The 26,607-nt window shown below is 72.0% G+C and carries 24 protein-coding genes and 2 pseudogenes; 9 read left to right on the top strand and 17 right to left on the bottom strand.

The features are described 5' to 3' along the window. Positions 1 to 68: 68 nt before the first annotated feature. Positions 69 to 740 (bottom strand): methionine ABC transporter permease, encoded by a 672-nt coding sequence (locus DJ476_RS29345; protein WP_018490473.1) that lies wholly within the window; start codon positions 738 to 740, stop codon positions 69 to 71. Further along, positions 737 to 1,858 (bottom strand): methionine ABC transporter ATP-binding protein, encoded by a 1,122-nt coding sequence (locus DJ476_RS29340; protein ID WP_103418336.1) that lies wholly within the window; start codon positions 1,856 to 1,858, stop codon positions 737 to 739. The genes DJ476_RS29345 and DJ476_RS29340 overlap by 4 nt, the downstream gene beginning before the upstream one ends. Before the next feature lie 635 nt (positions 1,859 to 2,493). Here DJ476_RS29340 and DJ476_RS29335 point away from each other — a divergent pair. Next, positions 2,494 to 2,853 (top strand): hypothetical protein, encoded by a 360-nt coding sequence (locus tag DJ476_RS29335; protein ID WP_018490475.1) that lies wholly within the window; start codon positions 2,494 to 2,496, stop codon positions 2,851 to 2,853. 1 nt (position 2,854) lies between these two features. After that, positions 2,855 to 3,328 carry a hypothetical protein gene (locus DJ476_RS29330; protein WP_381247645.1) on the top strand — a complete coding sequence of 158 codons (474 nt, stop codon included), beginning with the start codon at positions 2,855 to 2,857 and terminating at the stop codon, positions 3,326 to 3,328. Between the two features lie 82 nt (positions 3,329 to 3,410). On the opposite strand, the gene DJ476_RS29325 is transcribed toward DJ476_RS29330, so the two are convergent. The 3 genes from DJ476_RS29325 to DJ476_RS29315 all read right to left on the bottom strand — a co-directional run bounded on the left by DJ476_RS29325 (position 3,411) and on the right by DJ476_RS29315 (position 5,836). After that, positions 3,411 to 3,914, bottom strand: a complete 504-nt coding sequence (locus DJ476_RS29325; RefSeq protein ID WP_019765900.1) for a GNAT family N-acetyltransferase — start codon at positions 3,912 to 3,914, stop codon at positions 3,411 to 3,413. 37 nt (positions 3,915 to 3,951) lie between these two features. Then, entirely contained in the window at positions 3,952 to 4,506 is a 555-nt protein-coding gene (locus tag DJ476_RS29320) for an RNA polymerase sigma factor (protein ID WP_070204816.1), read from the bottom strand. Positions 4,507 to 4,672: 166 nt separating this feature from the next. Continuing rightward, the gene (locus DJ476_RS29315) at positions 4,673 to 5,836 is read right to left on the bottom strand and encodes a glycerophosphodiester phosphodiesterase (RefSeq protein ID WP_112491917.1); all 1,164 of its coding nucleotides are present in this window, start codon (positions 5,834 to 5,836) and stop codon (positions 4,673 to 4,675) included. A gap of 317 nt (positions 5,837 to 6,153) precedes the next feature. Between DJ476_RS29315 and DJ476_RS29310 the strand changes: the two genes are divergently transcribed. Next, complete coding sequence (locus DJ476_RS29310) at positions 6,154 to 6,825, top strand: lysophospholipid acyltransferase family protein (protein WP_028420049.1); 672 nt, start codon at positions 6,154 to 6,156, stop codon at positions 6,823 to 6,825. A 144-nt stretch (positions 6,826 to 6,969) separates the two neighbouring features. On the opposite strand, the gene DJ476_RS29305 is transcribed toward DJ476_RS29310, so the two are convergent. Next, a complete protein-coding gene (locus DJ476_RS29305; protein ID WP_103418338.1) occupies positions 6,970 to 8,514 on the bottom strand; it encodes an MFS transporter in 1,545 nt (514 codons plus the stop codon). Next, positions 8,511 to 9,062 (bottom strand): TetR/AcrR family transcriptional regulator, encoded by a 552-nt coding sequence (locus tag DJ476_RS29300; RefSeq protein ID WP_019764602.1) that lies wholly within the window; start codon positions 9,060 to 9,062, stop codon positions 8,511 to 8,513. Before DJ476_RS29300 ends, DJ476_RS29305 begins: the two co-directional genes overlap by 4 nt. 307 nt (positions 9,063 to 9,369) lie before the next feature. On the opposite strand from DJ476_RS29300, the pseudogene DJ476_RS29295 reads away from it, so the two are divergent. Together DJ476_RS29295 and helR are read left to right on the top strand one after the other, a co-directional pair. Next, positions 9,370 to 10,841, top strand: a pseudogene (locus tag DJ476_RS29295) (FAD-dependent monooxygenase). A 62-nt stretch (positions 10,842 to 10,903) separates the two neighbouring features. Next, a complete protein-coding gene (gene helR, locus DJ476_RS29290) occupies positions 10,904 to 13,060 on the top strand; it encodes an RNA polymerase recycling motor ATPase HelR (protein WP_112491916.1) in 2,157 nt (718 codons plus the stop codon). A gap of 33 nt (positions 13,061 to 13,093) precedes the next feature. Here the strand turns inward: helR and DJ476_RS29285 are convergent, their stop codons facing one another. From DJ476_RS29285 to DJ476_RS29275, 3 genes are all read right to left on the bottom strand, one after another. After that, positions 13,094 to 14,065, bottom strand: a complete 972-nt coding sequence (locus DJ476_RS29285) for an aldo/keto reductase (RefSeq protein WP_103418340.1) — start codon at positions 14,063 to 14,065, stop codon at positions 13,094 to 13,096. 135 nt (positions 14,066 to 14,200) lie between these two features. Next, positions 14,201 to 15,628 (bottom strand): argininosuccinate lyase, encoded by a 1,428-nt coding sequence (gene argH / locus DJ476_RS29280; protein WP_112491915.1) that lies wholly within the window; start codon positions 15,626 to 15,628, stop codon positions 14,201 to 14,203. Between the two features lie 122 nt (positions 15,629 to 15,750). Next, the gene (locus DJ476_RS29275; protein ID WP_070204810.1) at positions 15,751 to 16,947 is read right to left on the bottom strand and encodes an argininosuccinate synthase; all 1,197 of its coding nucleotides are present in this window, start codon (positions 16,945 to 16,947) and stop codon (positions 15,751 to 15,753) included. Between the two features lie 175 nt (positions 16,948 to 17,122). On the opposite strand from DJ476_RS29275, the gene DJ476_RS29270 reads away from it, so the two are divergent. Continuing rightward, a complete protein-coding gene (locus DJ476_RS29270; protein ID WP_103418406.1) occupies positions 17,123 to 17,830 on the top strand; it encodes a L,D-transpeptidase family protein in 708 nt (235 codons plus the stop codon). 10 nt (positions 17,831 to 17,840) lie between these two features. On the opposite strand, the gene DJ476_RS29265 is transcribed toward DJ476_RS29270, so the two are convergent. The 5 genes from DJ476_RS29265 to argC form a co-directional block, all read right to left on the bottom strand. After that, on the bottom strand, positions 17,841 to 18,377 hold the full coding sequence (locus DJ476_RS29265) for an arginine repressor (protein ID WP_073769816.1): 537 nt from the start codon (positions 18,375 to 18,377) through the stop codon (positions 17,841 to 17,843). Positions 18,378 to 18,402: 25 nt separating this feature from the next. Further along, positions 18,403 to 19,623, bottom strand: coding sequence for an acetylornithine transaminase (locus tag DJ476_RS29260; protein WP_112491914.1), 1,221 nt, complete (start codon positions 19,621 to 19,623; stop codon positions 18,403 to 18,405). Beyond that, complete coding sequence (argB, locus tag DJ476_RS29255; RefSeq protein ID WP_112491913.1) at positions 19,620 to 20,558, bottom strand: acetylglutamate kinase; 939 nt, start codon at positions 20,556 to 20,558, stop codon at positions 19,620 to 19,622. The genes DJ476_RS29260 and argB overlap by 4 nt, the downstream gene beginning before the upstream one ends. Further along, positions 20,555 to 21,709 (bottom strand): bifunctional glutamate N-acetyltransferase/amino-acid acetyltransferase ArgJ, encoded by a 1,155-nt coding sequence (gene argJ, locus DJ476_RS29250; protein WP_112491912.1) that lies wholly within the window; start codon positions 21,707 to 21,709, stop codon positions 20,555 to 20,557. Before argJ ends, argB begins: the two co-directional genes overlap by 4 nt. An 88-nt stretch (positions 21,710 to 21,797) precedes the next feature. Next, positions 21,798 to 22,826 carry an N-acetyl-gamma-glutamyl-phosphate reductase gene (gene argC, locus DJ476_RS29245; protein ID WP_112491911.1) on the bottom strand — a complete coding sequence of 343 codons (1,029 nt, stop codon included), beginning with the start codon at positions 22,824 to 22,826 and terminating at the stop codon, positions 21,798 to 21,800. A 179-nt stretch (positions 22,827 to 23,005) separates the two neighbouring features. Here argC and DJ476_RS29240 point away from each other — a divergent pair, with 179 nt between their 5' ends. The 3 genes and pseudogenes from DJ476_RS29240 (at position 23,006) to DJ476_RS29230 (ending at position 25,639) form a co-directional block, all read left to right on the top strand. Next, the gene (locus tag DJ476_RS29240; protein WP_112491910.1) at positions 23,006 to 24,391 is read left to right on the top strand and encodes a Fic family protein; all 1,386 of its coding nucleotides are present in this window, start codon (positions 23,006 to 23,008) and stop codon (positions 24,389 to 24,391) included. Between the two features lie 207 nt (positions 24,392 to 24,598). Next, the gene (locus DJ476_RS29235) at positions 24,599 to 25,051 is read left to right on the top strand and encodes a hypothetical protein (protein WP_112491909.1); all 453 of its coding nucleotides are present in this window, start codon (positions 24,599 to 24,601) and stop codon (positions 25,049 to 25,051) included. Between the two features lie 67 nt (positions 25,052 to 25,118). Next, positions 25,119 to 25,639, top strand: a pseudogene (locus DJ476_RS29230) (ATP-binding protein). A 7-nt stretch (positions 25,640 to 25,646) separates the two neighbouring features. Here DJ476_RS29230 and DJ476_RS29225 read toward each other — a convergent pair. Next, the gene (locus tag DJ476_RS29225) at positions 25,647 to 25,976 is read right to left on the bottom strand and encodes a deoxyxylulose-5-phosphate synthase (RefSeq protein WP_112491908.1); all 330 of its coding nucleotides are present in this window, start codon (positions 25,974 to 25,976) and stop codon (positions 25,647 to 25,649) included. A 152-nt stretch (positions 25,977 to 26,128) separates the two neighbouring features. Further along, complete coding sequence (locus DJ476_RS29220) at positions 26,129 to 26,575, bottom strand: peptidoglycan-binding domain-containing protein (protein WP_084996328.1); 447 nt, start codon at positions 26,573 to 26,575, stop codon at positions 26,129 to 26,131. Between the last annotated feature and the right edge of the window lie 32 nt (positions 26,576 to 26,607).

The raw sequence follows: 26,607 nt of genomic DNA, 5'->3' as shown, positions 1-26,607 counted from the left end.
ACAAGGAGTTCGGGCTTGGTGGGGACGGGAAGTTCAGGGGGCCTCGGGACCTCGGGGAGCCGGGATCCTCAGGAGGCGGTGCGGCCGCGGCGGGCCAGCAGCCGTACGGCGAGGTCGCCGATCAGCTGGATCACGCTGACGATGACGATCAGGAGGGCGACCGTGATCAGCATGAACTGGTTGTCGAAGCGCTGGAATCCGTAGGTGACGGCCTTGGAGCCGAGCCCTTCGCCGCCGACCGCACCGGCCATCGCGGAGTAGCCGATGAGCACGATGAGGGTGGTGGTGACGCCGGAGACGATCGAGGGCAGGGCCTGCGGCAGGAGCACCTTGCGGACGATGGTGGGGATCGAGCCGCCCATCGACTGCACCGCTTCGACGAGCCCGTGGTCGACCTCCCGGATCGCCGTCTCGACGAGCCGGGCGAAGAACGGGATGGCGCCGACGGCGAGCGGCACGATCATCGCGGTGGGGCCGATGAAGGTGCCGACGACCCAGGTGGTGAAGGGGATCAGGGCGATCAGCAGGATGATGAAGGGCAGCGAGCGGCCGATGTTCACGATCACGCCGGTGACCTTGTTCACCACGGTGTTCTGGAGCAGTCCGCCCTTGTCGGTGAGGACCAGCAGGACACCGAGCGGCAGTCCGCCGGCGACGGTGACCAGCGTCGACCAGAGCACCATGTAGAGGGTGTCGAGGGTGCCCTGGGTCAGCAGGGGCTGCATTTCGGACCAGGTCACTTGACGACCTCCTTGGTGATGGCGGCGGGCGTCTGCTCGGGGACGGTCGTGGCGGCGGGGGTCCCGGCGGATTGCGCGGTCGCGGCGGAGGCCTTCGGGTCCCGCGGGCCCTTCTCGTCCTCGACGACCTCGGCCTGGAGGCCCTGTTCACGCAGGAAGCCGATGGGGACGACGTTCTCCTCGAACCGGCCGGGCAGCTCGATGCGCATCCGGCCGATCTGCTTGCCGCCGACGGTGTCCATCGCGGCGCCGAGGATCGATATGTCGATGTTGTACGTACGGGAGAGCTGCGAGATCACCGGCTGGGAGGCGGCTTCCCCGTGGAAGGTGACGTCCACGACCGTACGGTCCGGTCCGGAGGCGGTCCCGCCGACCGGGAACAGCTCGCTCGCCAGCTCGGAGCCGGGGGTGGCGAGCAGTCCGCCGACCGTGCCGGACTCCACGATCCGGCCGCGCTGCATGAGGGCGGCGGAGTCGCAGATCGTCTTGACGACGTCCATCTCGTGGGTGATCAGCAGGATGGTCAGACCGAGCTGCTGGTTGAGGTCACGCAGCAGCTGGAGGATGGAGCGGGTGGTCTCGGGGTCGAGGGCGGAGGTCGCCTCGTCCGAGAGCAGCACCTTGGGGTCGCCCGCCAGGGCGCGGGCGATGCCCACGCGCTGCTTCTGGCCGCCGGAGAGCTGACCGGGGTAGGACTTCGCCTTCTCGGCGAGGCCGACCAGGTCGAGGAGTTCCTTCGCCTTGCGGGTGCGCTCCTGGCCGGAGACGCCGAGGATCTCCAGGGGGAGTTCGACGTTGTCCAAGACGGTGCGCGAGCTCAGCAGGTTGAAGTGCTGGAAGACCATGCCGATCCGGGTGCGGGCCGCGCGCAGTTCCTTGCTCGCCCGCCGGCCGCGTCCGGCGAGGGCGGTGAGGTCCTGGCCGGCCACGGTGACCGTGCCGGAGGTGGGGCGCTCCAGCAGGTTGACGCAGCGGATGAGGGAGGACTTCCCGGCGCCGCTCTGTCCGATGACGCCGTATATCTCGCCCTCGCGGACGTGGAGGTCGACTCCGTCGAGTGCGGTGACCTCGCGGTCGCGCGACTGGTAGACCTTCGTGAGGCCCGTCGTGGTGATCACAGGGGGTTTCCGTCACTGTCGAGTGCGCGGCGCGGGTGTCCGCCGGGCACGGGGCAAACGTCTGAAGAGACTGATGCGGGCTGGTCGGCCGGTTACGTCTCAGCACGGCTGTGTACGGCGGTCGGCCGGGGACAGCGCATGCTCGGGCGGCTCGTTCCACAGGGGGCGAACGGCACAGGCTCGGTCTCGCTTCGGGGCGCGAGGCTCAGGCTGGGGCCCTCAGAAGGCGCGCATTCGACACATACAACGAGCACCGGGCGTACTGATCGCCTCGGTCGCAAGGGTGCGGCTGCTCGTCGTGGTCATGGGCCCAAGTAAAACAGACGTAACTGCGGAGCGATCCCGTCCGTCCGCATAGCGGACAGCCGTGGACAGCCTGCGGAGGCGCTCCGGGCCGCCTCACCGACGTACGAGAAAAACGCTCTGACCTGCACTTATAGGGGTGGATGCGGGTGTCGTACGGAGCCGTGTGCGGAGGTCGGAGGGGGTGGCGAGGGTGTTCGTTGTGGCAAAGGCCACGGTCGCGGCCTCCTCCCGGGACACACGCGGGACATACGCCAGACATACGGAGGAGGCCGTCGGCGCAGGTCGGGGGCGCACGCGGGCGGGTGGCGCGGCCGTAATACCCTCGCTACATGCTTGACGCCCTGACGGTCGCGGTCGCCGTGACCGCGCTCGCCCTCGCCGCCTGGTGCGGACACGCCGCCTACAAGGACCAGCCGACGAAGGACTGGCACTTCATCGGGATGGCCGTGGTGACCGTGCTGGCCCTGGCCCAGCTGGTGGTGGGCATCGTGCAGCTGGCGCGCGGGGAGCGGCCGGAGCAGGGGACGGCGGTGTTCATCGCCTATCTGATCGGCTCGTTCGCGGCCGTACCGGCGGCGGGCGTCCTGTCGTTGTCCGAGCGGACCCGCTGGGGCTCGGTGACGGTGGCCGCGGGCGCGCTCGTCCTGGCGGTCCTCGAAGTACGGCTCTACGACATCTGGGGTAACTGACGTGAGTGACACCGAACGGCGCCCGGACCCCTCCCCCGAAGCCGCGACCACAACCCCCGCCGCCCCCTCCTCTTCCTCGAAGGGGTCCTTCGAGCTGGGCACCGGGCCGGGCCGGGTACTGGTCTGGTTCTACGGGGTGTTCACCGTCGCGGCGGCCTCGCGCTCGATCGTCGAGGTGATCCGGGGCTTCGACCGGGCGCCGCTCGCCTACTCGCTCTCGGCCGTCGCCGCCGTCGTCTACGGGTTCATCACGTACTCGCTGGTGCGCGGGGGCGAGAGGGCCCGCCGGGCGGCGCTGGCGTGCTGCGCCGCCGAGCTGCTGGGCGTCCTGGTCGTCGGCGCCTGGACGCTGGCCGAGCCGTCCGCCTTCCCCGACTCCACGGTCTGGTCGGACTTCGGGATGGGCTACCTGTTCATCCCGGTGATCCTGCCGGTCACCGGGATGATCTGGCTGCGGCGCGCGAAGCGGGCCTGAGGGCCTGACGGCCCCTGAGGGCCTTGGATCCCGGGCCCTTTCGGGGCCCCGGTCATGTCCCGGGCCCTCTTGAGGTGTCCGGTCAGGCGCTGGCCACGAACTCCTGGGCCGCGACTTCCTTCTCCAGCAGGATGAGCTGGACCCCGTCCGTACCCGTGGCGTTGCCGACCTGCGCGTACCCCGCCCGCCGGTAGAGCCGGAGGTTGCTCTCGCTGCGGTGTCCGGTGTGCAGCCGGAAGCGGGTGGCCGCGCGCTGGGCCGCGAGGGCCGACTCCGCCGCGTTCAGCAGCCGGGTGCCGAGCCCGTGGCCCTGGAGCCGGGGGTGCACGCAGAGCTTGCCGATCTGGCCCGTACCGTCCGGGTCGGTGAACCCGCGTACCGAACCCACGACTTCGTCCCCGAGGCGGGCCACGAACACCAGGTCGTCGGCTACTTCGCCGCGGACCGCGTCGAGGCTCTGGACGAGCGGATCGATCCGGTAGTTGTCGTACAGCTCGGCCTCGCGCTGGAAGCAGAGGTACTGGAGCCGGAAGATCTGCTCCACGTCCTCGGCCGTCGCCGCCGAGATGATCACGCTCATGCCCATGTGTGCACGCCTCCCGCTCACCTGTCCGCCCGGTTGCCTATCGCCCTCTTCCCCGCAGTTCAGGGACGGCAACCTCCGCCGCGAGCATTCTGCGCAGACATCCAAGGCAACGGGAACGGATGGGACCCAAACTCCCCTGTGAGATACCCAACTCCCCTGCGATTTCCCGGTACGTCGGGTCGGCGGGCGACAGCATCGCCTCCAGCAGCCGGGCGCAGCGTCCGGGCAGCCGGGCCATCGCGGCGCGCAGCGCCCGGCCCTCGGCGGCCCCGAGAGCGGCCCGCTCCGGACCGGTTACGAGCGGAGCGGCCGGTTCCGTTCCGGCGTACGGGCGTTCCCGCCGGACCGTACGGCGGCCGCGCCGGGCCTCCGCCCGTACGGTGTCGCGCACCCAGCGGGCCGGGTCGCCGGGCGGGACTGCGCCGGTGGGGCGTTCCAGCAGCCGCAGCCACACCGTCTGTTCGAGGTCGGCGGGGTCGAGCCCGGCGGCGGGCGCCTCGGCCCGCGCCTCCGCGCGGACCAGGGGCTGTAAGGCGCGGACGGTCCGGGCGGTGACGGCGGACCGGTCGGGTTCATGATCGAGAAGCGTCATGCCCCGGCAAACGCGGCGGCAGCGCGCCCGGTTGCCCCGCGCGGGCGGCACCACCCGACCGGGGCACGGACGGGCCCGGCGGCTGACGCATACCTGCGCGTCGGCCGCCGGGCCCGTCCCGTACAGAAGGACCCGTACCGAAGGAAGAGTCGGCCGGAAGGGGAAGTCAGCGGCCGTTGAAGTCCGCCGCCGCGAGCAGGGCGGTGTCCGGGTGGTCGGTGAAGATGCCGTCGATGCCGGTGGCGAAGTACGCGGCGTAGGCGCCGAAGACGTCACCGTAGGTGTTGGGGTCGCTGCCGCGCCGGAAGTCGGCGGGCAGGAAGCTGTTCTCGTTGCGCAGGGTGTACGGGTGGAGGCGCAGGCCCCGGGCGTGCGCGTCCTTGACCAGCGTGGTCGGGCGGGTGAGCCGGCCCGAGGCGTCCTTGGGGATGATCAGGTCGAGCGTGGGGCCGATGCCCTGGGCGTAGGTGGCGATCCACTCCAGCCCGGCGGGCTTGATCAGGTCGGCCACCGTGCGCGGGTCGCCCGACTCGACGAAGTCCCAGGGGCGGCTGGTGGGCCCGGAGAGCAGGACGACGCGCGGGGTGTCGACCAGGCGGGCGAGGCGCTGGATGGAGCCGGGCTCGAAGGACTGGAGGATGAGCGGCGAGGTGCGGCGGTCCCGGCCGTAGCGGCGCAGCAGCCGGGCGAGGGGCTCCTCCAGGCCGAGGCCCAGGCTCCGGAAGTACGTGGGGTGCTTGGTCTCGACGTACAGCCAGACGGGCTTCCCTCGCTTGCGGCCCTCCTTGTCGGCCCAGCGCAGGACCTCCTCGAAGGTGGGGACCGTCCAGCGGCCGTCGTAGAGGGTGTTGTCCGGGCGGTTGCCGGGGATGCGCTCCGTGGCCCGCAGGGTCTTCAGCTCGGCGAGGGTGAAGTCCTCGGTGAACCAGCCGGTGTAGGAGACGCCGTCGATGGTCTTGGTGGTCCTGCGGCCGGCGAACTCGGGGTGGTCGGCGACATCCGTGGTGCCGGTGATGTCGTTCTCGTGGCGGCAGACGAGGTGGCCGTCCTTGGTGGGGACGAGATCCTGCTCGACGATGTGCGCGCCCAGGTCCAGCGCGAGCTGGTAGGAGCCGAGGGTGTGCTCGGGGCGGTAGCCGCTGGCCCCGCGGTGGCCGATCACGGTCGGCACGGGCAGGTCGCGCAGCGAGCCGTGGCCGCTCCCGGAGCCGCCGCGTCCCCGCTCGGCGGCCTGGGCGGCGGTGCCGGTCAGGCCGAGGGCCGCTGTGCCGAGGACGGCGGCGCCCAGAAGGGTCCGCCGGCCGGGGGTACCGGTCACACGCTCCGTCATGATGCTCCTCGCTGGGTGAAGTCCGGGTTCTGCGTTCTGCCGGGCGAGGCCCGATCGTAGGCACCGGGGCGGGCCGACGGGGCGGACCGGAGGCGAACTTGGCGGAAACACACGTCAACACCACGTATCCACTCCGTGAACCCGATGTGCGATCAGCCCATACCCGCGAGTATCGTCCTCACCTGCACAGTCCAACACTTCGCACCACCGGACACCACTCCGCACCACCCGGCACCACCTGCGCACCACCCACGCACCACTCCGCACGACCTCACTCGACATCCCGGCCGGTACGGCCACGACACCGGAGGAACCCGTTGTCCCGTCTCACGGTCTTCAAGGCAGTGCTCGGACCGATCCTGCGCCTGATGTTCCGCCCCCAGGTGGAGGGCGTGGAGAACATCCCCGGGACCGGGCCGGTGATCCTCGCGGGCAACCACCTCACCTTCATCGACTCGATGGTCATGCCGGTCTGCGTCGACCGGCCGGTGTTCTACATCGGCAAGGACGAGTACGTGACCGGCAAGGGCTTCAAGGGCCGGCTGATGGCCTGGTTCTTCACCGGCGCCGGGATGATCCCGGTGGACCGGGACGGCGGCCGGGGCGGGGTCGCGGCGCTGATGACCGGGCGCCGGGTGCTGGAGGAGGGCCAGGCCTTCGCGATCTACCCGGAGGGCACCCGCTCCCCCGACGGCCGGCTCTACCGGGGCCGTACGGGCATCGCGCGGCTGACCCTGATGACGGGCGCCCCGGTGGTCCCGTTCGCCATGATCGGCACCGACAAGCTCCAGCCGGGCGGCGCGGGGCTGCCCCGGCCGGGCAAGGTCACGGTGCGCTTCGGCGAGCCGATGGAGTTCTCCCGGTACGAGGGCATGGACCGCGACCGCTATGTGCTGCGGGCGGTGACCGACTCGGTGATGTCCGAGGTGATGCGGCTCTCCGGCCAGGAGTACGTGGACATGTACGCGACGAAGGCCAAGGCGGCCTGAGCCGCACGGCGTACACGGCGTAGCTGCCTGGGCCGGATCGCATACCCGGCACAGCTGCCCGGGCCGACGGCGTACACGGCGTATACGAGAAGGGCCCGCTCCCCGGTCTCCCCGGGGCGCGGGCCCTTCTCCGTGCGGAGGCTTCTACGGGTGCTCGATCCCGTCCTCCAGCTTCTGGCCCCGCAGCAGGAACCAGGCGGCGACGGCCGCCGCGAGGAGCACCGCCGAACCGACCCCGGCGGCGGACCGCATCCCCTCGACGAACGCCTCCTGGGCCGCCGAGATCAGCGGGCCGGCCTGGGCGGCGGGCAGGGCGGTGGCCGCCTCCACGGCTCCGCCGAGCGACTCGTGGGCGGCCGACTCCACCTCGGCGGGGATGCCCGCCGGGGTCGGGAAGCCCCGGTAGACGCCGGTGACGATGGAGCCCAGCAGGGCGATACCGAGGGCGGCGCCCAGCTCGTACGCCGTCTCCGACACGGCGGAGGCGGAACCGGCCTGCTCCTTCGGGACGCTGGAGAGGATCACGTCGGCGGTGACGGTGAAGGAGAACCCGGCGCCGACGCCGACGATCAGCAGCATGGAGCCGAGCAGCGGGTAGCCGGTGTGCTGGTCGAGCAGGGTCACCGTGCCCAGCGCCAGCCCGACCGCGCCGAGCCCGCCCGCCACGACCGAGCGCACCGAGAACCGGCGGGCGGCGAACCCGGCCAGCAGACCGGCGGTCACCGCACCGATGGCGGCGGGCAGTTCGGCCAGCCCCGCCTCCAGCGGCCCCCGGCCCTGGACCAGTTGGAGGAACTGGGAGAGGAAGAAGACCAGACCCGAGAGACCGAGGATGGTCAGCAGGTCGGCGAGGACCGCGCCGGAGAAGCCCCGGTGCTGGAAGAGCCGCATGTCCAGCAGGGGCGCGGGCAGCCGGAGCTGCCGGCGGACGAACCAGGTGATCCCGAGGACACCGACCACGGCGGCCACGGCCGGACCCCAGCTCAGCCCGTGCGAGGCCGTCTCCTTGATCGCGTACACGACGCCGATCATGCCGACCAGGGAGAGGCCGACGCTGAGCATGTCCCACGGGCCCGGGGCCGGGTTCTTCGACTCCGGGATCAGCTTGACGCCGACGACGACGAGCACCGCCATCACGGGCAGGTTGATCAGGAAGACCGAGCCCCACCAGAAGTGTTCGAGCAGGAACCCGCCGACGACCGGGCCGACCGCCGCGCCCGCCGAGGCCATGGCCCCCCAGATGCCGATGGCGAGGCTGCGCTCGCGCGGGTCGTGGAAGAGGTTGCGGATCAGGGCGAGGGTGGACGGCATCAGGGTGGCGCCCGCGACACCGAGCAGCGCCCGCGCCACGATCATCATCTCGGGCGTGGTGGCGTACGCGTTGAGCACGGAGACCGCGCCGAACGCCACGGCACCGATCAGCAGCAGCTTCTTGCGGCCGATGCGGTCACCGAGGGAGCCCATCGAGACGAGCAGACCGGCGATGACGAAGGAGTAGACGTCACCGATCCAGAGCAGCTGGTTGCCGGTGGGGGCGAGGTCCTCGCTGAGGAAGGGGGTGGCGAGGCCGAGGACGGTGGCGTCGACGGCCACCAGCAGCACGGCGAGGACGAGCACGGCGAGCGCGATCCACCGCCCCGGGCGGCGCACGTCGTCCACGGTCTTCGGGTGCTGGTCGATGCTGGTCACTGCTCCACGCTCCGGCGTGCTCCGCCGAGCAGCAGCTCGACGATCATGTACTGGAAATCCTGTGCGGCGACCCGGCCCGCCTTGACGGACCAGGCGCCGGTGCCGACGAGCCCGTAGAGGGCCTCGGTCAGCCAGGCGGGGGTGAGGTCGATACGGAACTCACCGCGCTCCTGGCCCCGGCGGAAGAAGGCGGAGACCCGGGCATCGGCCCGGTCCCAGCCCTCGTTGACCTGGTCGCCCTCGAAGAGCTGGTTCTCGTTGACGAGGAACGAGAGCAGCCCGGCGCTGGGCTCGACGGCCGCGATGAGACGGCGGAGCCCCTCCTCGGAGGTGCCCTCGTCGAGCCGGGCGGTGTCGAGGGCCGCCTCGAACTCCCGGAGGCCCAGGTTCTCCAGCGCCTTGACCAGCGCGTCGCGCCCGGCGAAGTGGCGGTGGAGGGTGGCGCGGCCGATACCGGCTGCTTTGGCGACCTCGTCCATGGTGGCGGTCGATTTGTGGGACAGCAGGGCGGCGGCGCTGCGCAGCACCTGCTCACGGTCGAGAGTCATGAGACGACCATAACCCACGTGAGACATTCTCGTCTCATCGAAGAATGCGGGAAGCCCGAGAGGTCGGCCCCAGCGGGCGAGGTCGGGAGCCGCGAGGAACCTTGCGTCCTTCGAGCGGCGGGATCGGCACCAGCGGTGCGGGAAAGAAGAGAGGCCGGCAGGAGGTGAACCCACTCCTTGCCACTCTTAACTTATAGCGGATGGGGGTCTTGCCGCAAGGCCCCCCAAATGCCGCAGAATCGACGGCCGAAGCCGGGATCAGGAGTACCGGCTGCGGGAATTCGACGTCGACAAGGGCGGAACTGTGATGATCGACGTAATCGTCGTCGGCGGTGGGCCGACGGGCCTGATGCTCGCCTGCGAACTGCGGCTGGCCGGGGTGCGGACCGTGGTGCTGGAGAAGCTGGCCGAGCCGACCCGGGAGAGCCGGGGGCGCGGACTGCATGTGCGCAGCGTCGAGGTGATGGACCAGCGCGGGCTGCTGGACCGGTTCCTCGCGGTGAGCGAGAAGTTCCAGGTCGGCGGGTTCTTCGGGGGATCCAGAAGCCGTGGCCGGAGCTGCTGGACACGGCCCACCCGTACGGCCTCTCCACCCTCCAGCCGGTCACCGAGCGGCTGCTCCGGGAGCGGGCCGTCGAGCTGGGCGCCGAGATCCGGCCCGGCCACGAGGTGGTCGCGGTGGGCCAGGAGGAGGAGGCGGTGACCGTCGGGCTGGCCGACGGGACGCGGCTGCGCTCGCGCTATCTCGTCGGGTGCGACGGAGGACGGAGCCTGGTGCGCAAGGAGGTGGGCATCGCCTTCCCCGGTGAGCCCGCCACGGTCGAGACGCTGCTCGGGGACATGGAGCTGGCCGAGGACCCCGAGGTGGTGGCCGCCGTGGTGGCGGAGGTGCGCGAGAAGGAGTTGCGGTTCGGCACCATCCCCAACGGGGACGGGACGCACCGCGTCATCGTGCCCGCCGACGGTGTCTCCGAGGAGCGGGCGGGCGCGCCGACCCTGGAGGAGTTCAGGGAGCGGCTGCGGGCGGTCGCGGGCACCGACTTCGGCGTCCACGCGCCCCGCTGGCTCTCCCGGTTCGGGGACGCCTCCCGGCAGGCCGAGCGGTACCGGGCGGGCCGGGTGCTGCTGGCCGGTGACGCGGCGCACATCCACCCGCCGACCGGCGGACAGGGGCTCAACCTCGGGGTGCAGGACGCGTTCAACCTCGGCTGGAAGCTGGCCGCCGAGGTCAACGGGTGGGCGCCGGAAGGGCTGTTGGACAGCTACCACGCCGAACGGCACCCGGTGGGCGCCCGGGTGCTGGAGAACACCCGGGCGCAGATCACGCTGCTGGGGACCGGTCCGGGGGCGACCGCGCTGCGCGAACTGCTCGCGCGGCTCATGGACTTCGAGGAGGTCAACGCGTACGTCACCGGGATGATCACCGCCGTCGACATCCGCTACGACCTCGGTGAGGGCCATGAACTGCTCGGCCGACGCCTGCGGGACGTCCGGCTGGCAGGGGGCCGCCGCCTCTACGAGCTGATGCGTGAGGGCCGTGGCCTGCTGCTCGACGGAACCGACCGCAGCGGGGACGGGGGCGGGCGGCTCTCGGTGGCCGGGTGGGCGGACCGGGTCGACCAGGTGGCCGACGCGCCGGAACCGGCCGATGAACTCGGCGTGCCCGCCGTCCTGTTGCGGCCCGACGGCCATGTTGCGTGGGCAGGTGCGGGCGAGGACCAGGAGGGGCTGGCGGCCGGGCTGGCCCGGTGGTTCGGCGCGCCGACGCCGACCGGCTGAGCCGTCCCGTACGCCCGGCAGACCCCCGCCCGACCAGGACCAGCAGAACGGAACGCACCACCATGCTCTCCAGCGCCTTCCGCCTCCCCGACCATCTCTCCCCCAAGGCCGGCCCCACCCTGATCGCCGCCGACGAGGAGCACTTCGCGGCCGTCGCCCGGACCCTGGAGGAGTCCGTCGCCGAGCTGACCGCCCGTCTCGACGCCGAACGCCGGGCGCCCGGCGGCACGGGCCGGCAGGCGATGGACCGGGACGCCGAGATTCACCGGCTCACGGCCCGGCTGCGCACCCTGCGCCGCTTCGGGCTCGACATCTGCCTCGGCCGCATGGTCCCGGAGGACGGTTCCGCGCCCGTCTACGTCGGCCGGCTCGGCCTCACCGACAGCACGGGCCACCGGCTGCTGGTCGACTGGCGCTCCCCCGCCGCCGAGCCGTTCTTCGGCGCCACCCACGCCCGGCCGATGGGCCTGGCGAGCCGCCGCCGCTACCGCTGGACGGACGGCCGGATCAGCGACTACTGGGACGAGGTGTTCGCCCCGGACGCCTTCGTCGGACATGCGGCGCTCGACGACCAGTCGGCGTTCATCGCGAGCCTCGGCGCCAACCGCTCGGAGCGGATGCGGGACGTGCTCGGCACCATCCAGGCCGACCAGGACGCCATCATCCGGGCGGGTTCCCGGGGCACGCTCGTCGTGGACGGCGGACCGGGTACGGGGAAGACGGTCGTCGCCCTGCACCGCTCCGCGTACCTCCTGTACGCCGACCCGCGCCTCGCCCACCGCCGGGGCGGCGTCCTGTTCGTCGGCCCGTCCCGGCCCTATCTCGGGTACGTCGCGGATGTGCTGCCGAGCCTCGGGGAGGAGGGCGTGCAGACCTGCGTCCTGCGGGACCTCGTCCCCGAGGGGGCCACGGCGGGGGCCGAGACCGACCCCGAGGTGGCCCGGCTGAAGGCGTCGGCGGAGTTGGTGCGGGCCGTCGAGACCGCCGTGCGGTTCTACGAGGAGCCGCCCACCGAGCCGCTGACCGTCCCGACCCCCTGGTGCGATCTCCGGCTGACCGCCGCCGACTGGGCGGTGGCGTTCGGGACGCCCGGGCCCGGGGCCGTGCACAACGAGGCGCGCGACCAGGTGTGGGAGGAGCTGCTCACGCTCCTCATGGAGAAGTACGACGGTGACGAGGCCGCGCCCGAGCTGGTCCGGAAGGCGCTGGGGCAGGACCGGGAGCTGCTCGCGGCCTTCGACCGGGCGTGGCCGCTGCTGGATCCGGCCGATCTCGTCGGTGACCTCTGGTCGGTCCCCGCGTATCTGCGGCTGTGCGCGCCCTGGCTGAGCCGCGACGAGGTCCGGCTGTTGCAGCGCGCGGAGGCGCGGGCGTGGACGGTCTCCGATCTGCCCGTCCTGGACGCGGCGCGGCAGCGGCTCGGTGATCCGGAGGCGTCGCGGCGCAGACGCCGCCGGGAGGCGGCCGCGGCGGCCGAGCGTGCGGGCATGGACCAGGTCATCGACGCGCTGCTGGCGGACGAGACCCTGGCCGACGCGGACGCCGACAGCGAGGGGGCTCTGGTCATGCTGCACGGCCAGGACCTGCGAAACTCCCTCGCCGATCCGGAGGCGTCCACGGACGCGGCGCCGGACCGGTCGGCGGGCCCGTTCGCGCACATCGTGGTGGACGAGGCGCAGGAGCTGACCGACGCCGAGTGGCAGATGCTGCTGGTGCGCTGCCCGTCGCGGAGCTTCACCGTCGTCGGGGACCGCGCCCAGGCCCGGCACGGGTTCACCGAAACCTGGCGGGAGCGGCTGGAGCGGGTCGGGCTCGACCGGGTGGCCCTCGCGTCCCTCACCGTCAACTACCGGACGCCGGAGGAGGTCATGGCGGAGGCCGAGCCGGTGATCCGGGCGGTGCTCCCGGACGCCAATGTGCCGGTCTCGGTCCGGTCGGGCGGTCTGCCCGTCGTACGGGGCCGGGTGGCGGACCTGGAACCGGTCCTGGACGGCTGGCTGGCCGCGCACGCGGAGGGGACCGCCTGCGTGATCGGCGCGCCCCGGTTCCGGGGGCGGCCGCGGGTGCGGTCGCTGACCCCGGAGCTGTCGAAGGGGCTGGAGTTCGACCTGGTGGTGCTGGTGGAGCCGGAGGCGTTCGGGGCGGGTGTGGCGGGGGCGGTGGACCGGTATGTGGCGATGACGCGGGCGACCCAGGAGCTCGTCGTCCTGACGGGCTGACGAGCCCCTGGGGCCGGGCGGGGCCGCGCGTGCTCAGTGCCAGGGCAGGGCGGCGCGGTGGCGCCAGTACGACTCCGGCTCCTCCACCAGGGCGTCCAGCCGGGCCCGCTGCTCCTCGTCCAGGCCGACGACGGGGGCGTGCAGGTTCCCGGCGAGCTGGGTGGCGGTGGCGGCGCCGGAGAGGACGACCCCGGCCCAGGGCTGGTGCAGGACGAGCGCCAGGGCCACCGCGTCGCCGCCCACCCCCGCGTCGGCGGCGATCTCCTGGAACACGGCGGGCGCCTCGTCCCCGGCGAGCCGCCCGTTGGCCATGCCCTCCTTGACGATCACGGTGAGCCCGGCGTCATGGGCCTCGGCCAGGGCGGGCGCGGCGGAGGTCTCCAGGGCGTTGTAGGTGGCCTGGACGGTACGGAAGAGGGGGTTGCCGTCGACCGTGAGCGCGAGGGCGGCCCGGATGGCGTCGGCCTGGGCGGGGCCGCTGGTGGAGAAGCCGATGGCGACCCCTTCGGCGGCGAGGGCGGCCAGGCGCTCGTGGAGTTCCTTGTCCGCGAGGGCCGGGCTGTCGGGGGTCAGCGAGTGGATCTGGTAGAGGTCGAGGCGGTCGCCCAGGAGTTCGCGGGTCTCGGCGCGCTGGCGCTCGAAGGTGGCGAGGCTGTGGTCCTTGACCTCGTGGGTCCCGGCGTCGGTGCGCCAGTCGCCGGTGTAGGTGTATCCCCATTTGGAGCCGACGACGAGGTCGGTGAAGGAGGGGCGGGCGTCCAGCCACTCACCCAGGAACTCCTCGGCGCGGCCGTAGGAGCGGGCCGTGTCGACGTACCGGACGCCCTGCGCGTACGCCGCGTCCAGCAGTTCGTGCGTACGGGCGCGCAGGGCCTCCACGTCCCGGCCGTCGGGGAAGTCCTCGTCGCGGTGGAGGTTGATGTATCCGGGCCTCCCGACGGCTGCGAGTCCCAGTCCGATGTGGGCGGTCGGGGTCGTCGCGGTGGCCAGGGCGGTGAAGGGCATCGCGGGCTCCTCGGGGTCGGTTGCGGATACTCCTACCCCGGTCAACGTAGCCCGCGCCCCTCTCCGTACACCTGCGACGGCACCGTACGTACGGGGGCGCCACCCCCGTACGTACGGTGCCGGGCCCGCTCCGGCCTACCGGCGGGCACCGGCCCAGGCCTGCTGGGCCTCCAGGTCCTTCTTCACCTCGGCGAGCTGTACGGCGACGGCGGAGGGGGCCGTGCCGCCCCGGCCGCTGCGGGAGGCGAGGGCGCCGCGCACGTTGAGGACCGTGCGGACCTCGGGGGTGAGGTGCTCGGAGATCTTCGCGAACTGCTCGTCGGTGAGCTGGTCCAGCTCGATGCCGTGCTGCTCGCACTCCTTGACGCAGGCGCCCGCGACCTCGTGGGCGACCCGGAAGGGCACGCCCTGGCGGACCAGCCACTCCGCGATGTCGGTGGCGAGCGAGAACCCGGCCGGGGCCAGCTCCTCCATGCGCTCGCGGTTGACGGTGAGGGTGGCCATCATGCCGGTGAAGGCGGGGAGCAGGACTTCGAGCTGGTCGCAGGAGTCGAAGACGGGCTCCTTGTCCTCCTGGAGGTCCCGGTTGTACGCGAGCGGGAGCGCCTTGAGGGTGGCGAGGAGGCCGGTCAGATTGCCGATGAGGCGGCCGGACTTGCCCCGGGCCAGCTCCGCGATGTCCGGGTTCTTCTTCTGCGGCATGATCGAGGAGCCGGTGGAGAAGGCGTCGTGGAGGGTGACGAAGGAGAACTCCTTCGTGTTCCAGATGATGATCTCCTCGGCGATCCGGGAGAGGTTGACCCCGATCATCGCGGTGATGAACGCGAACTCCGCGACGAAGTCCCGCGAGGCGGTGCCGTCGATGGAGTTGCCGACCGAACCGTGCTCGAAGCCGAGGTCGGCGGCGACCGCCTCGGGGTCGAGCCCGAGCGACGATCCGGCGAGCGCCCCGGAGCCGTACGGGGAGACGGCCGTGCGCTCGTCCCACTGGCGCAGCCGCTCGGCGTCCCGGGACAGGGACTGGACGTGGGCGAGCACATGGTGGGCGAAGAGCACCGGCTGGGCGTGCTGGAGGTGGGTGCGGCCGGGCATCGCCACGTCCGGGTGGGCCTCCGCGAGACCGACCAGGGCGCCCTGGAGGTCCGCGATCAGGCCGCCGATGATCCGGGCGTGGTCGCGCAGGTACATCCGGAAGAGCGTGGCGATCTGGTCGTTCCGGGACCGCCCGGCGCGCAGCTTGCCGCCGAGGTCGGGGCCGAGCCGCTCCAGGAGCCCGCGCTCCAGCGCGGTGTGGACGTCCTCGTCCGCGATGGTCCCGGTGAAGGAGCCGTCCGCGACATCGGCTTCGAGCTGGTCGAGCCCGGCGAGCATCCGGTTCAGCTCGTCCTCGGTGAGCAGGCCCGCCTTGTTCAGGACGCGGGCGTGGGCGCGGGAGCCGGCGATGTCGTACGGGGCGAGCCGCCAGTCGAAGTGGACGGAGGCGGACAGGTTGGCCAGCGCCTCGGCCGGTCCGTCGGCGAAACGCGCGCCCCAGAGCCGGACGTCACCGTTGTTGCTGCTCACTGCGTGCTCCTCAAAAGGCAAAGGCGTGGGGCCAAGGTGCGGATATGCGGCCGCCTCCCTGCCACGTGACGACGGGGAGGCGGCTGTACAACGAGAAGGGGTCGGGCGAGGTACGCGTCAGGCTATGCCTGCAGATCACGCTTTGCGGCGATCTTCGAGGAGAGGCCGAAGATCTCGATGAAGCCCTGCGCCTTGGACTGGTCGAAGGTGTCGCCCGAGTCGTAGGTGGCGAGGTTGAAGTCGTAGAGCGACTCCTCGGACCTCCGGCCGGTGACGACGGCGCGGCCCGCGTGCAGGGTCATCCGGATGTCGCCGGTGACGTGCTGGTTGGCCTCGTTGATGAAGCCGTCCAGGGCCCGCTTGAGCGGGGAGAACCAGAGGCCGTCGTAGACCATCTCGCCCCACCGCTGCTCGACCTGCCGCTTGTAGCGGGCCAGCTCGCGCTCGACGGTGACGTTCTCCAGCTCCTGGTGGGCGGTGATCAGCGCGATCGCGCCGGGCGCCTCGTACACCTCACGGGACTTGATGCCCACGAGCCGGTCCTCGACCATGTCGATCCGGCCGATGCCCTGGGCGCCGGCCCGCTCGTTGAGCTGCTGGATCGCCTGGAGGACGGTGACGGGCCGGCCGTCGATGGCGACCGGGACGCCCTCCTTGAAGGAGATGACGACCTCGTCGGCCTCGCGCGGGGTGGCGGGGTTGGAGGTGTACTCGTAGATGTCCTCGATCGGCGCGTTCCAGATGTCCTCCAGGAAGCCCGTCTCGACGGCCCGTCCGAAGACGTTCTGGTCGATGGAGTACGGGGACTTCTTGGTGGTGGCGATCGGGAGGTTCTTCTCCTCGCAGAAGGCGATGGCCTTGTCCCGGGTCATCGCGTAGTCCCGGACCGGGGCGATGCACTTGAGGTCGGGGCCGAGCGCGGAGATACCGGCCTCGAAGCGGACCTGGTCGTTGCCCTTGCCGGTGCAGCCGTGGGCCACGATCCCGGCGTTGTGCTTCTTGGCGGCGGCGACGAGGTGCTTGACGATGGTCGGCCGGGAGAGCGCCGAGACCAGCGGATAGCGGTCCATGTAGAGGGCGTTGGCCTTGATCGCCGGGAGGCAGTACTCCTCGGCGAACTCGTCCTTGGCATCCGCGACCTCGGCTTCGACGGCACCGCAGGCGAGCGCGCGCTTGCGGATGACGTCCAGGTCCTCGCCGCCCTGGCCGACGTCCACGGCAACGGCGATGACCTCGGCGCCCGTCTCCTCGGCGATCCAGCCGATGGCGACGGAGGTGTCCAGGCCGCCCGAGTAGGCGAGTACGACGCGCTCGGTCACGGGTTTCTCCTTACGGTGCAATCACTGATGGGTATAACTATGCAGTGGTCCGTATGCTTTGTCAAAGCAGCAGGTCAGGGCGGTGCATACGGGTGTATCGCCCGCGAATGGCCGCACTGAGCCGTACGGAGCAGGTCCAGTGGGGCGTCGGCTCCGGCCGCCGTACGGTCCGGACATGCGCCGACCTCTGCTGACCCTCGCCGTCCTCCTCGCCCTGGCCACCGGCTCCCTCGGGGCCGCGCCCGCCGACACCCCGCCGCCGCTCCCGTACCGGCTGGCGGACACCGGCGGTGGTTCGCAGCTGATCACGGCCGAGGCCCCCGACACCGGCTCGACCACCGGCACGGTGACCTGGTGGGAGCGGCGCGGGGGCCGGTGGGTGGAGAAGGGCTCGGCCCCCGCGCGGTTCGGGGCGAACGGGCTGGCCGAGGGGGCGAGCCGGGAGCAGGGCACCAGCACCACGCCGACGGGGCTGTACGACCTGCCGTACGCGTTCGGCATCGAGGACGCCCCGGCGGGGACGCGGTATCCGTACCGCAAGGTGAACGACGACTCGTGGTGGTGCCAGGACAACGCCTCGCGCGCGTACAACCGCTGGGTGGAGCCCCGGCCGGACCACTGCCGGGCGGACGAGGCCGAGCAGCTGGTCACGTACGGGACGCAGTACGCCCGCGCGCTGGTGATCGGTTTCAACTACGACCGTCCGGTACGCGGCCGGGGCGCCGGGATCTTCCTGCACGTGAACGGGCGCGGGGCGACGGCGGGTTGTGTCTCGGTCCCGGCGGAGGCCATGGCGGAGATCCTGGCCTGGGTGCGGCCGGAGCGGCGGCCGCACATCGCGGTCGGGACCTCGTCGGGCCCGACCGCGATCACGCGGTACTGAACGGGGCGGCTCAGCGGTCGTTCTGAGCGAGCCTCAGCAGATGGTCGGCGAGGGCCTGGCCACCGTGGGGGTCGCGACTGATGAGCATCAGCGTGTCGTCGCCCGCGATGGTGCCGAGGATGTCGTGCAGTTCGGCCTGGTCGATGGCCGAGGCGAGGAACTGGGCGGCGCCCGGCGGCGTGCGGAGCACCACCAGGTTGGCCGAGGCCTCGGCCGAGATGAGCAGTTCGGCCGAGAGCCGGCGCATCCGCTCCTCCTTGGCCGAGCCGCCGAGCGGGGCCTGCGGGGTGCGGAAGCCGCCCTCGCTGGGCACCGCGTAGATCAGCTCGCCGCCGGTGTTGCGGATCTTGACCGCGCCCAGCTCGTCGAGGTCGCGGGAGAGCGTCGCCTGGGTGACGCTCAGCCCGTCGTCGGCGAGGAGCTTGGCCAGCTGGCTCTGCGAGCGGACCGGCTGCCGGTTCAGGATGTCCACGATCCGGCGGTGGCGGGCGGTGCGGGTCTGCGGCACGGACGGTCCGCCGTGCTCGGTCTCCTGCGCCTCGGTCATCGTCGTCGCCTCATTCTCCGGAGGGTCATGCTCCGGATCGTCCGTCCCCGTGTGCCGCGTCGAGAGCGCCCGGCAGGATCTCCAGGAACGCGTCCACCTCCGCGTCACCGATGATCAGCGGCGGCATGAGCCGTACGACATCGGGGGCGGGCGCGTTCACCAGGAGGCCGGCTCCCTGGGCCGCCTGCTGCACCTGCGGTGCGAGGGGTCCGGTGAGCACGATACCCAGCAGCAGGCCGCTCCCGCGGACATGGGAGACCAGCGGGTGTCCCAGCGCCTCCACGCCGTCGCGGATCTTCTCCCCGAGCCGCTTGACCTGGTCGAGCACGCCGTCGGCCGCGAGGGTGTCCAGGACGGCGAGTCCGGCGGCGCAGGCGACCGGGTTGCCGCCGAAGGTGGTGCCATGGTGGCCGGGCTTCAGCAGGTCGGCGGCCGGGCCGAAGGCGACGGTCGCGCCGATCGGCAGCCCGCCGCCGAGCCCCTTGGCGAGGGTGACGATGTCCGGCTCGACGCCCTGGTGGGCCTGGTGCTCGAACCACTGGCCGCAGCGCCCGATCCCGGTCTGCACCTCGTCCAGGACGAGGAGCGTGCCGGTGGCGCGGGTGATCTCGCGGGCGGCCTCCAGGTAGCCCTTGGGCGGGACGACGACCCCGTTCTCGCCCTGGACCGGCTCGATGATCACCAGGGCGGTGTCGGTGGTGACGGCCGCGCGCAGGGCGTCCACGTCCCCGTAGGGGACATGGGTGACATCACCGGGGAGCGGCCGGAACGGCTCCTGCTTCCCCGGCTGGCCGGTCAGCGCGAGGGCGCCCATCGTCCGGCCGTGGAAGCCCCCGTCGGTGGCGACCAGGTGGGTGCGCCCGGTCAGCCGGCCGATCTTGAACGCGGCTTCGTTGGCCTCCGCGCCGGAGTTGGCGAAGAAGACCCGGCCCTGGCGGCCGAAGAGCTGGAGCAGCCGCTCCGCGAGGGCGACCGGCGGCTCCGCGATGAAGAGGTTCGACACATGGCCGAGGGAGGCCACCTGGGTGGAGACGGCCTCGACGACGGCCGGGTGCGCGTGGCCGAGGGCGTTGACCGCGATGCCGCCGACGAAGTCGAGGTAGCGGGTGCCGTCCTCGTCCCAGACATGGGCGCCCTCGCCACGGACGAGGGGCAGCCGGGGGGTGCCGTAGTTGTCCATCAGCACGCCCTGCCAGCGCGCGGTGAGTCCCGCGGCCTCGGTTCCGGTTCCGGTGCCGGTCGTCATGATTCCCCCAGTTCGAACTGTTCAGGCCCTGTGTGTACGGCGATGGGAGCGTCGGGCACGACCATCGTGCCGATGCCCTCGTCGGTGAAGATCTCCAGCAGGATCGAGTGCTGCACCCGGCCGTCGATGACGCGGGCGGTCTCGACGCCGTTGCGTACGGCGTGGAGGCAGCCCTGCATCTTGGGGACCATGCCGCTGGACAGCTCGGGCAGCAGCTTCTCCAGCTCGCTCGCGGTGAGCCGGCTGATCACGTCGTCGCTGTTGGGCCAGTCCTCGTACAGCCCCTCGACGTCCGTGAGGACCATCAGCGTCTCGGCGTTCAGGGCCGCGGCGAGCGCGGCGGCCGCGGTGTCGGCGTTGACGTTGTAGACGTGGTGGTCGTCGGCGGAGCGGGCGATGGAGGAGACGACCGGGATGCGGCCGTCGTCCAGGAGCGCCTGGATGGCCCCGGTGTCGATGGCGGTGATCTCCCCGACCCGGCCGATGTCGACGGACTCGCCGTCGATGGTGGGCCGGTGCTGGGTGGCGGTGATGGTGTGGGCGTCCTCGCCGGTCATGCCGACGGCGAGGGGGCCGTGCTGGTTGAGGAGGCCGACCAGTTCGCGCTGGACCTGTCCGGCGAGGACCATCCGTACGACGTCCATCGCCTCGGGCGTGGTGACGCGCAGCCCGGCCTTGAACTCGCTGACCAGGCCCTGTTTGTCGAGCTGGGCGCTGATCTGGGGCCCGCCGCCGTGCACGACGACGGGCTTGAGGCCGGCGTGGCGCAGGAAGACGACGTCCTGGGCGAACGCGGCCTTCAGCTCCTCGTCGATCATGGCGTTGCCGCCGAACTTGATGACGACGGTCTTGCCGTGGTGCCGGGTCAGCCAGGGCAGCGCCTCGATGAGGGTCTGCGCCTTCGGGAGTGCGGTGTGCTTCCGCGCCGTCGTCATGAGCTGTACGCGCTGTTCTCGTGGACGTAGTCCGCGGTGAGGTCGTTGGCCCAGATGACGGCGGACTCGGTACCGGCGGCGAGGTCGGCGGTGATCCTGACCTCCCGGTAGCGCATGTCGACGAGGTCGCGGTCCTCGCCCACACCGCCGTTCTTGCAGACCCAGACGTCGTTGATGGCGACGTTGAGCTGGTCCGGCTCGAAGGCCGCCTGCGTCGTGCCGATCGCGGAGAGGACACGGCCCCAGTTGGGATCCTCGCCGTGGATGGCGCACTTGAGGAGGTTGTTACGGGCGATGGACCGGCCGACCTCGACGGCGTCGTCCTCGGTGGCCGCGTTGATCACCTCGATCCGGATGTCCTTGGAGGCGCCCTCGGCGTCCCCGATGAGCTGCCGGGCGAGGTCGTCGCAGACGGCCCGTACGGCCTCGGCGAACGCCTCCTGCTCCGGGGTGATGCCGCTGGCGCCGGAGGCGAGGAGCAGCACGGTGTCGTTGGTGGACATGCAGCCGTCGGAGTCGACCCGGTCGAAGGTGGTCCGGGTGGCCTCGCGGAGGGCGGCGTCCAGCTGCGGGGCGGGCACGTCGGCGTCGGTGGTGAGGACGACGAGCATGGTGGCGAGGCCCGGGGCGAGCATTCCGGCGCCCTTGGCCATGCCGCCGACGGTCCAGCCGTCGCCGCCCGCGACGGCGGTCTTGTGGACGGTGTCGGTGGTCTTGATGGCGATGGCGGCCTTCTCGCCGCCGTGCTCGCTGAGGGCGGCGGCGGCCTGCTCGATGCCCGGGAGGAGCTTGTCCATGGGGAGCAGGATGCCGATGAGCCCGGTGGAGGCGACGGCGACCTCGCCCGCGCTGTGGCCCTCCAGCACCTCGGCCACCTTCTCGGCCGTGGCGTGGGTGTCCTGGAACCCCTTGGGGCCCGTACAGGCGTTGGCGCCACCGGAGTTGAGGACGACGGCGGTGACCGCGCCGCCCTTGAGGACCTGCTCCGACCAGAGCACGGGAGCGGCCTTGACGCGGTTGGAGGTGAAGACGCCCGCGGCGGCGCGACGCGGCCCGTGGTTGACCACGAGGGCCAGGTCCGGGTTACCGCTCTCCTTGATCCCCGCGGCGACGCCCGCCGCCGAGAATCCCTGTGCTGCCGTGACGCTCACTGCATCTCCTTGTTCGCTTCTCCGACCGCGCGGCGCTGCGGCGCGGCTTTCGTGGCCCTCGGCAGCCCGGCGGCTGCGCGCTCGACGCTCACGGTGCGACTCCGATCGTCGAGAGACCTGTGCCCTCGGGGAGCCCGAGGGCGATGTTCATGCTCTGGAGGGCGCCGCCCGCGGTGCCCTTGGCGAGGTTGTCGATGGCCGCGACGACGACGATCCGCCCGGCGGCGGGGTCGTACGCGACCTGGACCTGGACGGCGTTGGAGCCGTACACGGAGGCCGTGGCGGGCCACTGCCCCTCGGGCAGGAGGTCGACGAACGGCTCGTCCGCGAACGCCTTCTCGTACACCGCCCGCAGGCCCTCCGCGCTCACGCCCGGCGTGGCCTTCGCGCTGCACGTGGCGAGGATGCCGCGCGCCATGGGGGCGAGGGTGGGCGTGAAGGAGACGGTGACCGGCCGGCCGGCGGCGGCGCTGAGGTTCTGGATCATCTCGGGCGTGTGGCGGTGGCCGCCGCCGACGCCGTACGGGGTCATATTGCCCATCACCTCGGAGCCGAGCAGATGCGGCTTGGCCGCCTTGCCTGCCCCGGAGGTCCCGGACGCGGCGACGACGACGGCCTCCGGCTCGGCGATACCGGCCTCGTACGCCGGGAAGAGCGCGAGCGAGACGGCGGTCGGATAGCACCCCGGCACGGCGATCCGCTTCACCCCGGCGAGCGCGTCCCGCCCGCCCGGCAGCTCGGGCAGCCCGTAGGGCCAGGTCCCGGCGTGCGGGGACCCGTAGAACGTCTCCCAGTCCCCCGCGTCCTTGAGCCGGAAGTCGGCCCCCATGTCGACCACGAGCACCTCGTCCCCGAGTTGCTCGGCGACGGCGGCGGACTGCCCGTGCGGGAGCGCCAGGAAGACGACGTCGTGCCCGGCGAGCACCTCGGCGGTGGTGGGCTCCAGCACCCGGTCGGCCAGCAGCCGCAGATGCGGCTGGAGCGAGCCGAGGGTCTGGCCCGCGTTGGAGTGCCCGGTGAGCGCCCCGATCTCGACCCCGGGGTGCGCGAGCAGAAGTCGCAGCAGCTCACCACCGGCGTATCCGCTCGCTCCTGCGACCGCTGCGCGTACCACCATCGGAACCCTCCTCGTTGATGGCATGACTATACGCAGTGCTGCAGTTTTATGCAATCGAGGGTGGGCTGTCGACGTGGGGTGCCGGTGGCCGGGCGCCGGAGGCGGCGGCAGGGCCCATCGGGCTCCCGAGCCGGGGGAAAGAACTTGAACCGGCGTCGAACGGACGGCAGGATCGCGCGATGATCGTTGACCTGGCGCCCCGTTTCCTGAGCTGGGACGACGTGGACCCCGCCCGCCACGCGTTCGACGACACGACCGTGGAGGAGTCGGTGCGCTCGCTCGGTCCGGCCCGGTGTGTGCCCGTCCGCCCGGACATCCCCTTCGGTGACCGGGCGATGAGCGAGAGGAGTCACGGTGAGGCCGGGTCCTGGGCCGATGCCATGTCGTACGCCCTGGTCCAGCGCTACGGCCGCTGGGCCGTCGGGTGGCGCTGGGCGCACGACGAGGGGGATTTCGACGGCGGGCCGGTGGGGAGCTGGTGCTGCCCGAGGGACTCGATCACCACTCCGGAGGAGACGCTCACCCGGGTCGTCGCGGCTCTGCGCGAGTGGCGCGGGTGGCTGGAGTGCCTTGCCGACTGGTTCGAGGCCTACCCGCTGGATCCGGATGACCTCGAAGACCAGCGGCCCTTGTGGGAGTGCACGGCCCGGAACCTGATCCTGCAGGTCGTCGACCGGACCGGGTGCGGCAGCGGCTGGCACGGCCACTGCCGCCAGGTGCTCACGTGGTTCCTCAGCCATTGGGGGGTCGCCCCCGAGGCGGCACGAGGCCTGGTCGACGCGGCGGTCGACGGGCGGTTCCACAGCTGGACCGGCCCGGACACGGCGGTGGTCGACGACGTCGCGGAGCGACTCGCGCTGTCCCTGCGGCCGGACGGCGGCGGTACGCGCTCGGACGCGCCGGTTCCGGACCACTTGCGGCGCTGGCTCGCGGTACGCGGATCGGTCCCGTGGCACGAGATCCCGGACAGCGGTGCGGACGGGCCGGTGGTGCCTGTCCGCGACGGCGCGGCCGAGGACATCCGCGCCTTCGACGGCGCCATCGCCCCGGCCCGCGCGGAGGGCATGCTCGCCGCCCTGAAGCTGCTCCGGGCCGACGCGGCACGCGGAGCGCGGCTCGACCACACGCTGCTCAGCAGCTGGCAGCAGCACGTCCTGGGCACCCCGGAACCCCCACCGTTCCGCAGGTCGCCCGCCTTCGCGAAGGCGGGCCGGGAGCGCTACGGCATCGGGCCGGAGACACCCGCCCTTCTCGACGCGTGCCTGGCCGAGAGCGCCGCGGACACCGGCCACCCCCTCGGCCTGACCGCCCGCGCGGCCCGGTCCTATCTCGACATCTGCTTCTTCCACCCCTTCGACGACGGCAACGCCCGGTCAGCCTTCCTCGCCCTCGTCTTCGTCCTCGCCCGCGAGGGCATCGCACTCGACAGCGTCGGCCTCCTGCGCCGCGTCACCTTCGAGGCCGACGCTCCCAAGGACCCGCTGACCCTCGTCCGTTACATCGATGTCCACCTTGTCGAGACCTGGCGCGGCAGCGACGGCCGGGCCTGCTCGGTAGCGGGGTGAGCGCCTCAGGCGGCGATCGTCCCCGGGCTTGACGCTCAGTCGCGCATTCCGACGTACCGGCCGGCTCGGGGCAGTGGCGCGCGAACGCCCGGGCAGGGCCTGTCGGGCGTCGGGCCGGGTGCGCCTCTCCGGCCGTGCCCCCATCCCGTACGCCCGCTCCCGAAATCCAGATGCCGGGGCAGGGGGCGCAGGGGCAGCATGTCTCCCATGTCCACGGAATTCGCCGGGATGATCGAGTGCCGGCCGGGTGCGCGCCTCTGGGGTCCTGACGACGAGGATTCCGGGTGGCAGGGCGCCATCGACCTCTTCCTCCTCAACAACGGCAACGCCTACACCGCGCTCGCCTGCCTCTTCGGCGTCCGGAATTCGTTCGGCTTCCGCCCCCTGGCCGAGGGACGCGGATTCCCGGGCGACGCGTCCGAGGCGCTGCGGGCCGACTACGCCGCGTACGACGGATCCCCCGACACCCATGGCACGACCTGGATCACCTGGGCCGAACTCGCCTCCGCCGACTGGCGGGAGACGGACGGCTCCGGGGCCCGGAGCCGGGAGTCGGTCGCCGGGGAGCGGAGCGGCTGGGGGCCGGTCTGGACGGTGATGCGCACGCTCGGGGAACTCCATGGGGCGGAGCATGTGCGGCTCGTCGTGTGGTTCTTCTGATCCCGGCTGGTTCTTCTGATCCCGGCTCGGCATCGGACAGGGTGCCCCCGCCGCTACCCTGAGGCACATGATCGTATGGCTGAACGGCACCCATGGCGCGGGCAAGACGACGACCAGCGCGCTCGTGCAGCAAATTCTGCCGGATCACGCGTGTTCGACGCCGAGAAGGTCGGGGAAGCGCTCATGGACATCAGGCCCGGGCTGCCCGCCCTGGGCAACTTCCAGCACTGGCCGCCGTGGCGGCCGCTCGTGGTCGAGACCGCCCGCCGCGTACTCGACTACACCGGCGGCACCTTGGTGATGCCCATGACCGTCCTGGTCGAGGAGTACTGGCGGGAGATCAGCGCGGGCCTCGCCCAACACTCCATCCCCGTAAGGCACTTCGTCCTCCCCGCCGACCAGGACACGCTGCGCGGCCGGATCGAGGGCGACCCGGACATGGGCCCTTCCGCGTTCCGCCTCAAGCACCTGGAGCCGTACGCCGAGGCGGCTCGCACCTGGCTGCACGCCGACGCCGAGGTCATCGACACCACGTGTCTGACGCCCGCCGAGGCGGCCCGGCGGATCGTCGAGGCCGTGAAGAACTGACGCAACGTCAGGACACGTCGTAGCGCACCAGGGCCCTGGCGACCGGTTCGCCGCTGCGCTCGGCGTACGTCATCCGTTCACGGACCTCCCGCAGTGTCCGGGGGCGGTAACCGGGGCCACCGCAGCAGCTCTTGTGGAAGCCGACGCCGGCGTTCAGCAGCACGGTGAGCGTCCGCCAGGCCGCCGTGTCCCGTCGGCGGGGCGGGGCGAACGCCGAGCCCGCGTGGATCAGCGGCTCCGCGCAGCGCGGGCAACTCCGCTGCCTCGTCCGGTCGTAGGGCTGCTTGTACGACGCCCGGCAGGCGAGGCAGACGTACGAGGTTCTCGCGGTGGCCATGGGGGCAGCCTAGGGACCCCGTCACCGGGTGGCCAGCGAGTAACGGCCCCTCCGTAGGGGAACACGGCACGGTCCGCTCCCCCGGGGGCCGAAGACCGTGCCGTGTTCCTCACCACTGGGCGGAGCGCCTCACCCGGGGCCCGCTCCCAGGATCAGCGGGCGTCGGCGAACCGCTTGAACGCCGCCTGAGTGCCCGGACCGGCGATGCCGTCGATGGCGCCGGTGTAGCCGTACGCCCGCTTCAGCCAGTACTGCAGCGCCTTGATCGTGTTGGGGCCGACGATCCCGTCGATGGAATCGTTGTAGCCGGCGGCCGACTTCAGGAACCGCTGGAAGGCCTTCCAGCTGTTGGTCCCCAGCTGGCCGTCGATCGTGCCGGTGTAACCCCAGGAGCGCTTGAGCCAGCGCTGCACCTCCTTGGCCTGTGCGTTGCTCAGGCCGAGGTTGACGACCGCGAGCGGCGCGACCTGCTGGGCGCTGACCGCCGGTGCCTGCTGAGCCGGCGTCGCGGCGAAGCTCGCACCCGCCCCCGCGAGCGTTCCGGCCGCGATGCCCACGGCGGTGGCGGCACTCACCAGTGTCCTCGTCATGGCGCGCATGTTGTTCCCCTCCCATGTACGGAGCCGACCGC

The organism is Streptomyces bacillaris, from assembly GCF_003268675.1.
Taxonomy (GTDB): domain Bacteria; phylum Actinomycetota; class Actinomycetes; order Streptomycetales; family Streptomycetaceae; genus Streptomyces; species Streptomyces bacillaris.
Note: the sequence above shows the minus strand (reverse complement) of the source record. Positions and strands in the feature narration are given on the sequence as shown.

Coding starts and splice junctions, on each gene's coding strand:
- DJ476_RS29335 (WP_018490475.1), top strand. CDS start 2,494: ATGCTTGACGCCCTGACGGTCGCGGTCGCCGTGACCGCGCTCGCCCTC.
- DJ476_RS29325 (WP_019765900.1), bottom strand. CDS start 3,914: ATGGGCATGAGCGTGATCATCTCGGCGGCGACGGCCGAGGACGTGGAG.
- DJ476_RS29320 (WP_070204816.1), bottom strand. CDS start 4,506: ATGACGCTTCTCGATCATGAACCCGACCGGTCCGCCGTCACCGCCCGG.
- DJ476_RS29315 (WP_112491917.1), bottom strand. CDS start 5,836: ATGACGGAGCGTGTGACCGGTACCCCCGGCCGGCGGACCCTTCTGGGC.
- DJ476_RS29300 (WP_019764602.1), bottom strand. CDS start 9,062: ATGACTCTCGACCGTGAGCAGGTGCTGCGCAGCGCCGCCGCCCTGCTG.
- helR (WP_112491916.1), top strand. CDS start 10,904: ATGCTCTCCAGCGCCTTCCGCCTCCCCGACCATCTCTCCCCCAAGGCC.
- DJ476_RS29285 (WP_103418340.1), bottom strand. CDS start 14,065: ATGCCCTTCACCGCCCTGGCCACCGCGACGACCCCGACCGCCCACATC.
- DJ476_RS29270 (WP_103418406.1), top strand. CDS start 17,123: ATGCGCCGACCTCTGCTGACCCTCGCCGTCCTCCTCGCCCTGGCCACC.
- DJ476_RS29265 (WP_073769816.1), bottom strand. CDS start 18,377: ATGACCGAGGCGCAGGAGACCGAGCACGGCGGACCGTCCGTGCCGCAG.
- DJ476_RS29260 (WP_112491914.1), bottom strand. CDS start 19,623: ATGACGACCGGCACCGGAACCGGAACCGAGGCCGCGGGACTCACCGCG.
- argB (WP_112491913.1), bottom strand. CDS start 20,558: ATGACGACGGCGCGGAAGCACACCGCACTCCCGAAGGCGCAGACCCTC.
- argC (WP_112491911.1), bottom strand. CDS start 22,826: ATGGTGGTACGCGCAGCGGTCGCAGGAGCGAGCGGATACGCCGGTGGT.
- DJ476_RS29240 (WP_112491910.1), top strand. CDS start 23,006: ATGATCGTTGACCTGGCGCCCCGTTTCCTGAGCTGGGACGACGTGGAC.
- DJ476_RS29235 (WP_112491909.1), top strand. CDS start 24,599: ATGTCCACGGAATTCGCCGGGATGATCGAGTGCCGGCCGGGTGCGCGC.
- DJ476_RS29225 (WP_112491908.1), bottom strand. CDS start 25,976: ATGGCCACCGCGAGAACCTCGTACGTCTGCCTCGCCTGCCGGGCGTCG.
- DJ476_RS29220 (WP_084996328.1), bottom strand. CDS start 26,575: ATGCGCGCCATGACGAGGACACTGGTGAGTGCCGCCACCGCCGTGGGC.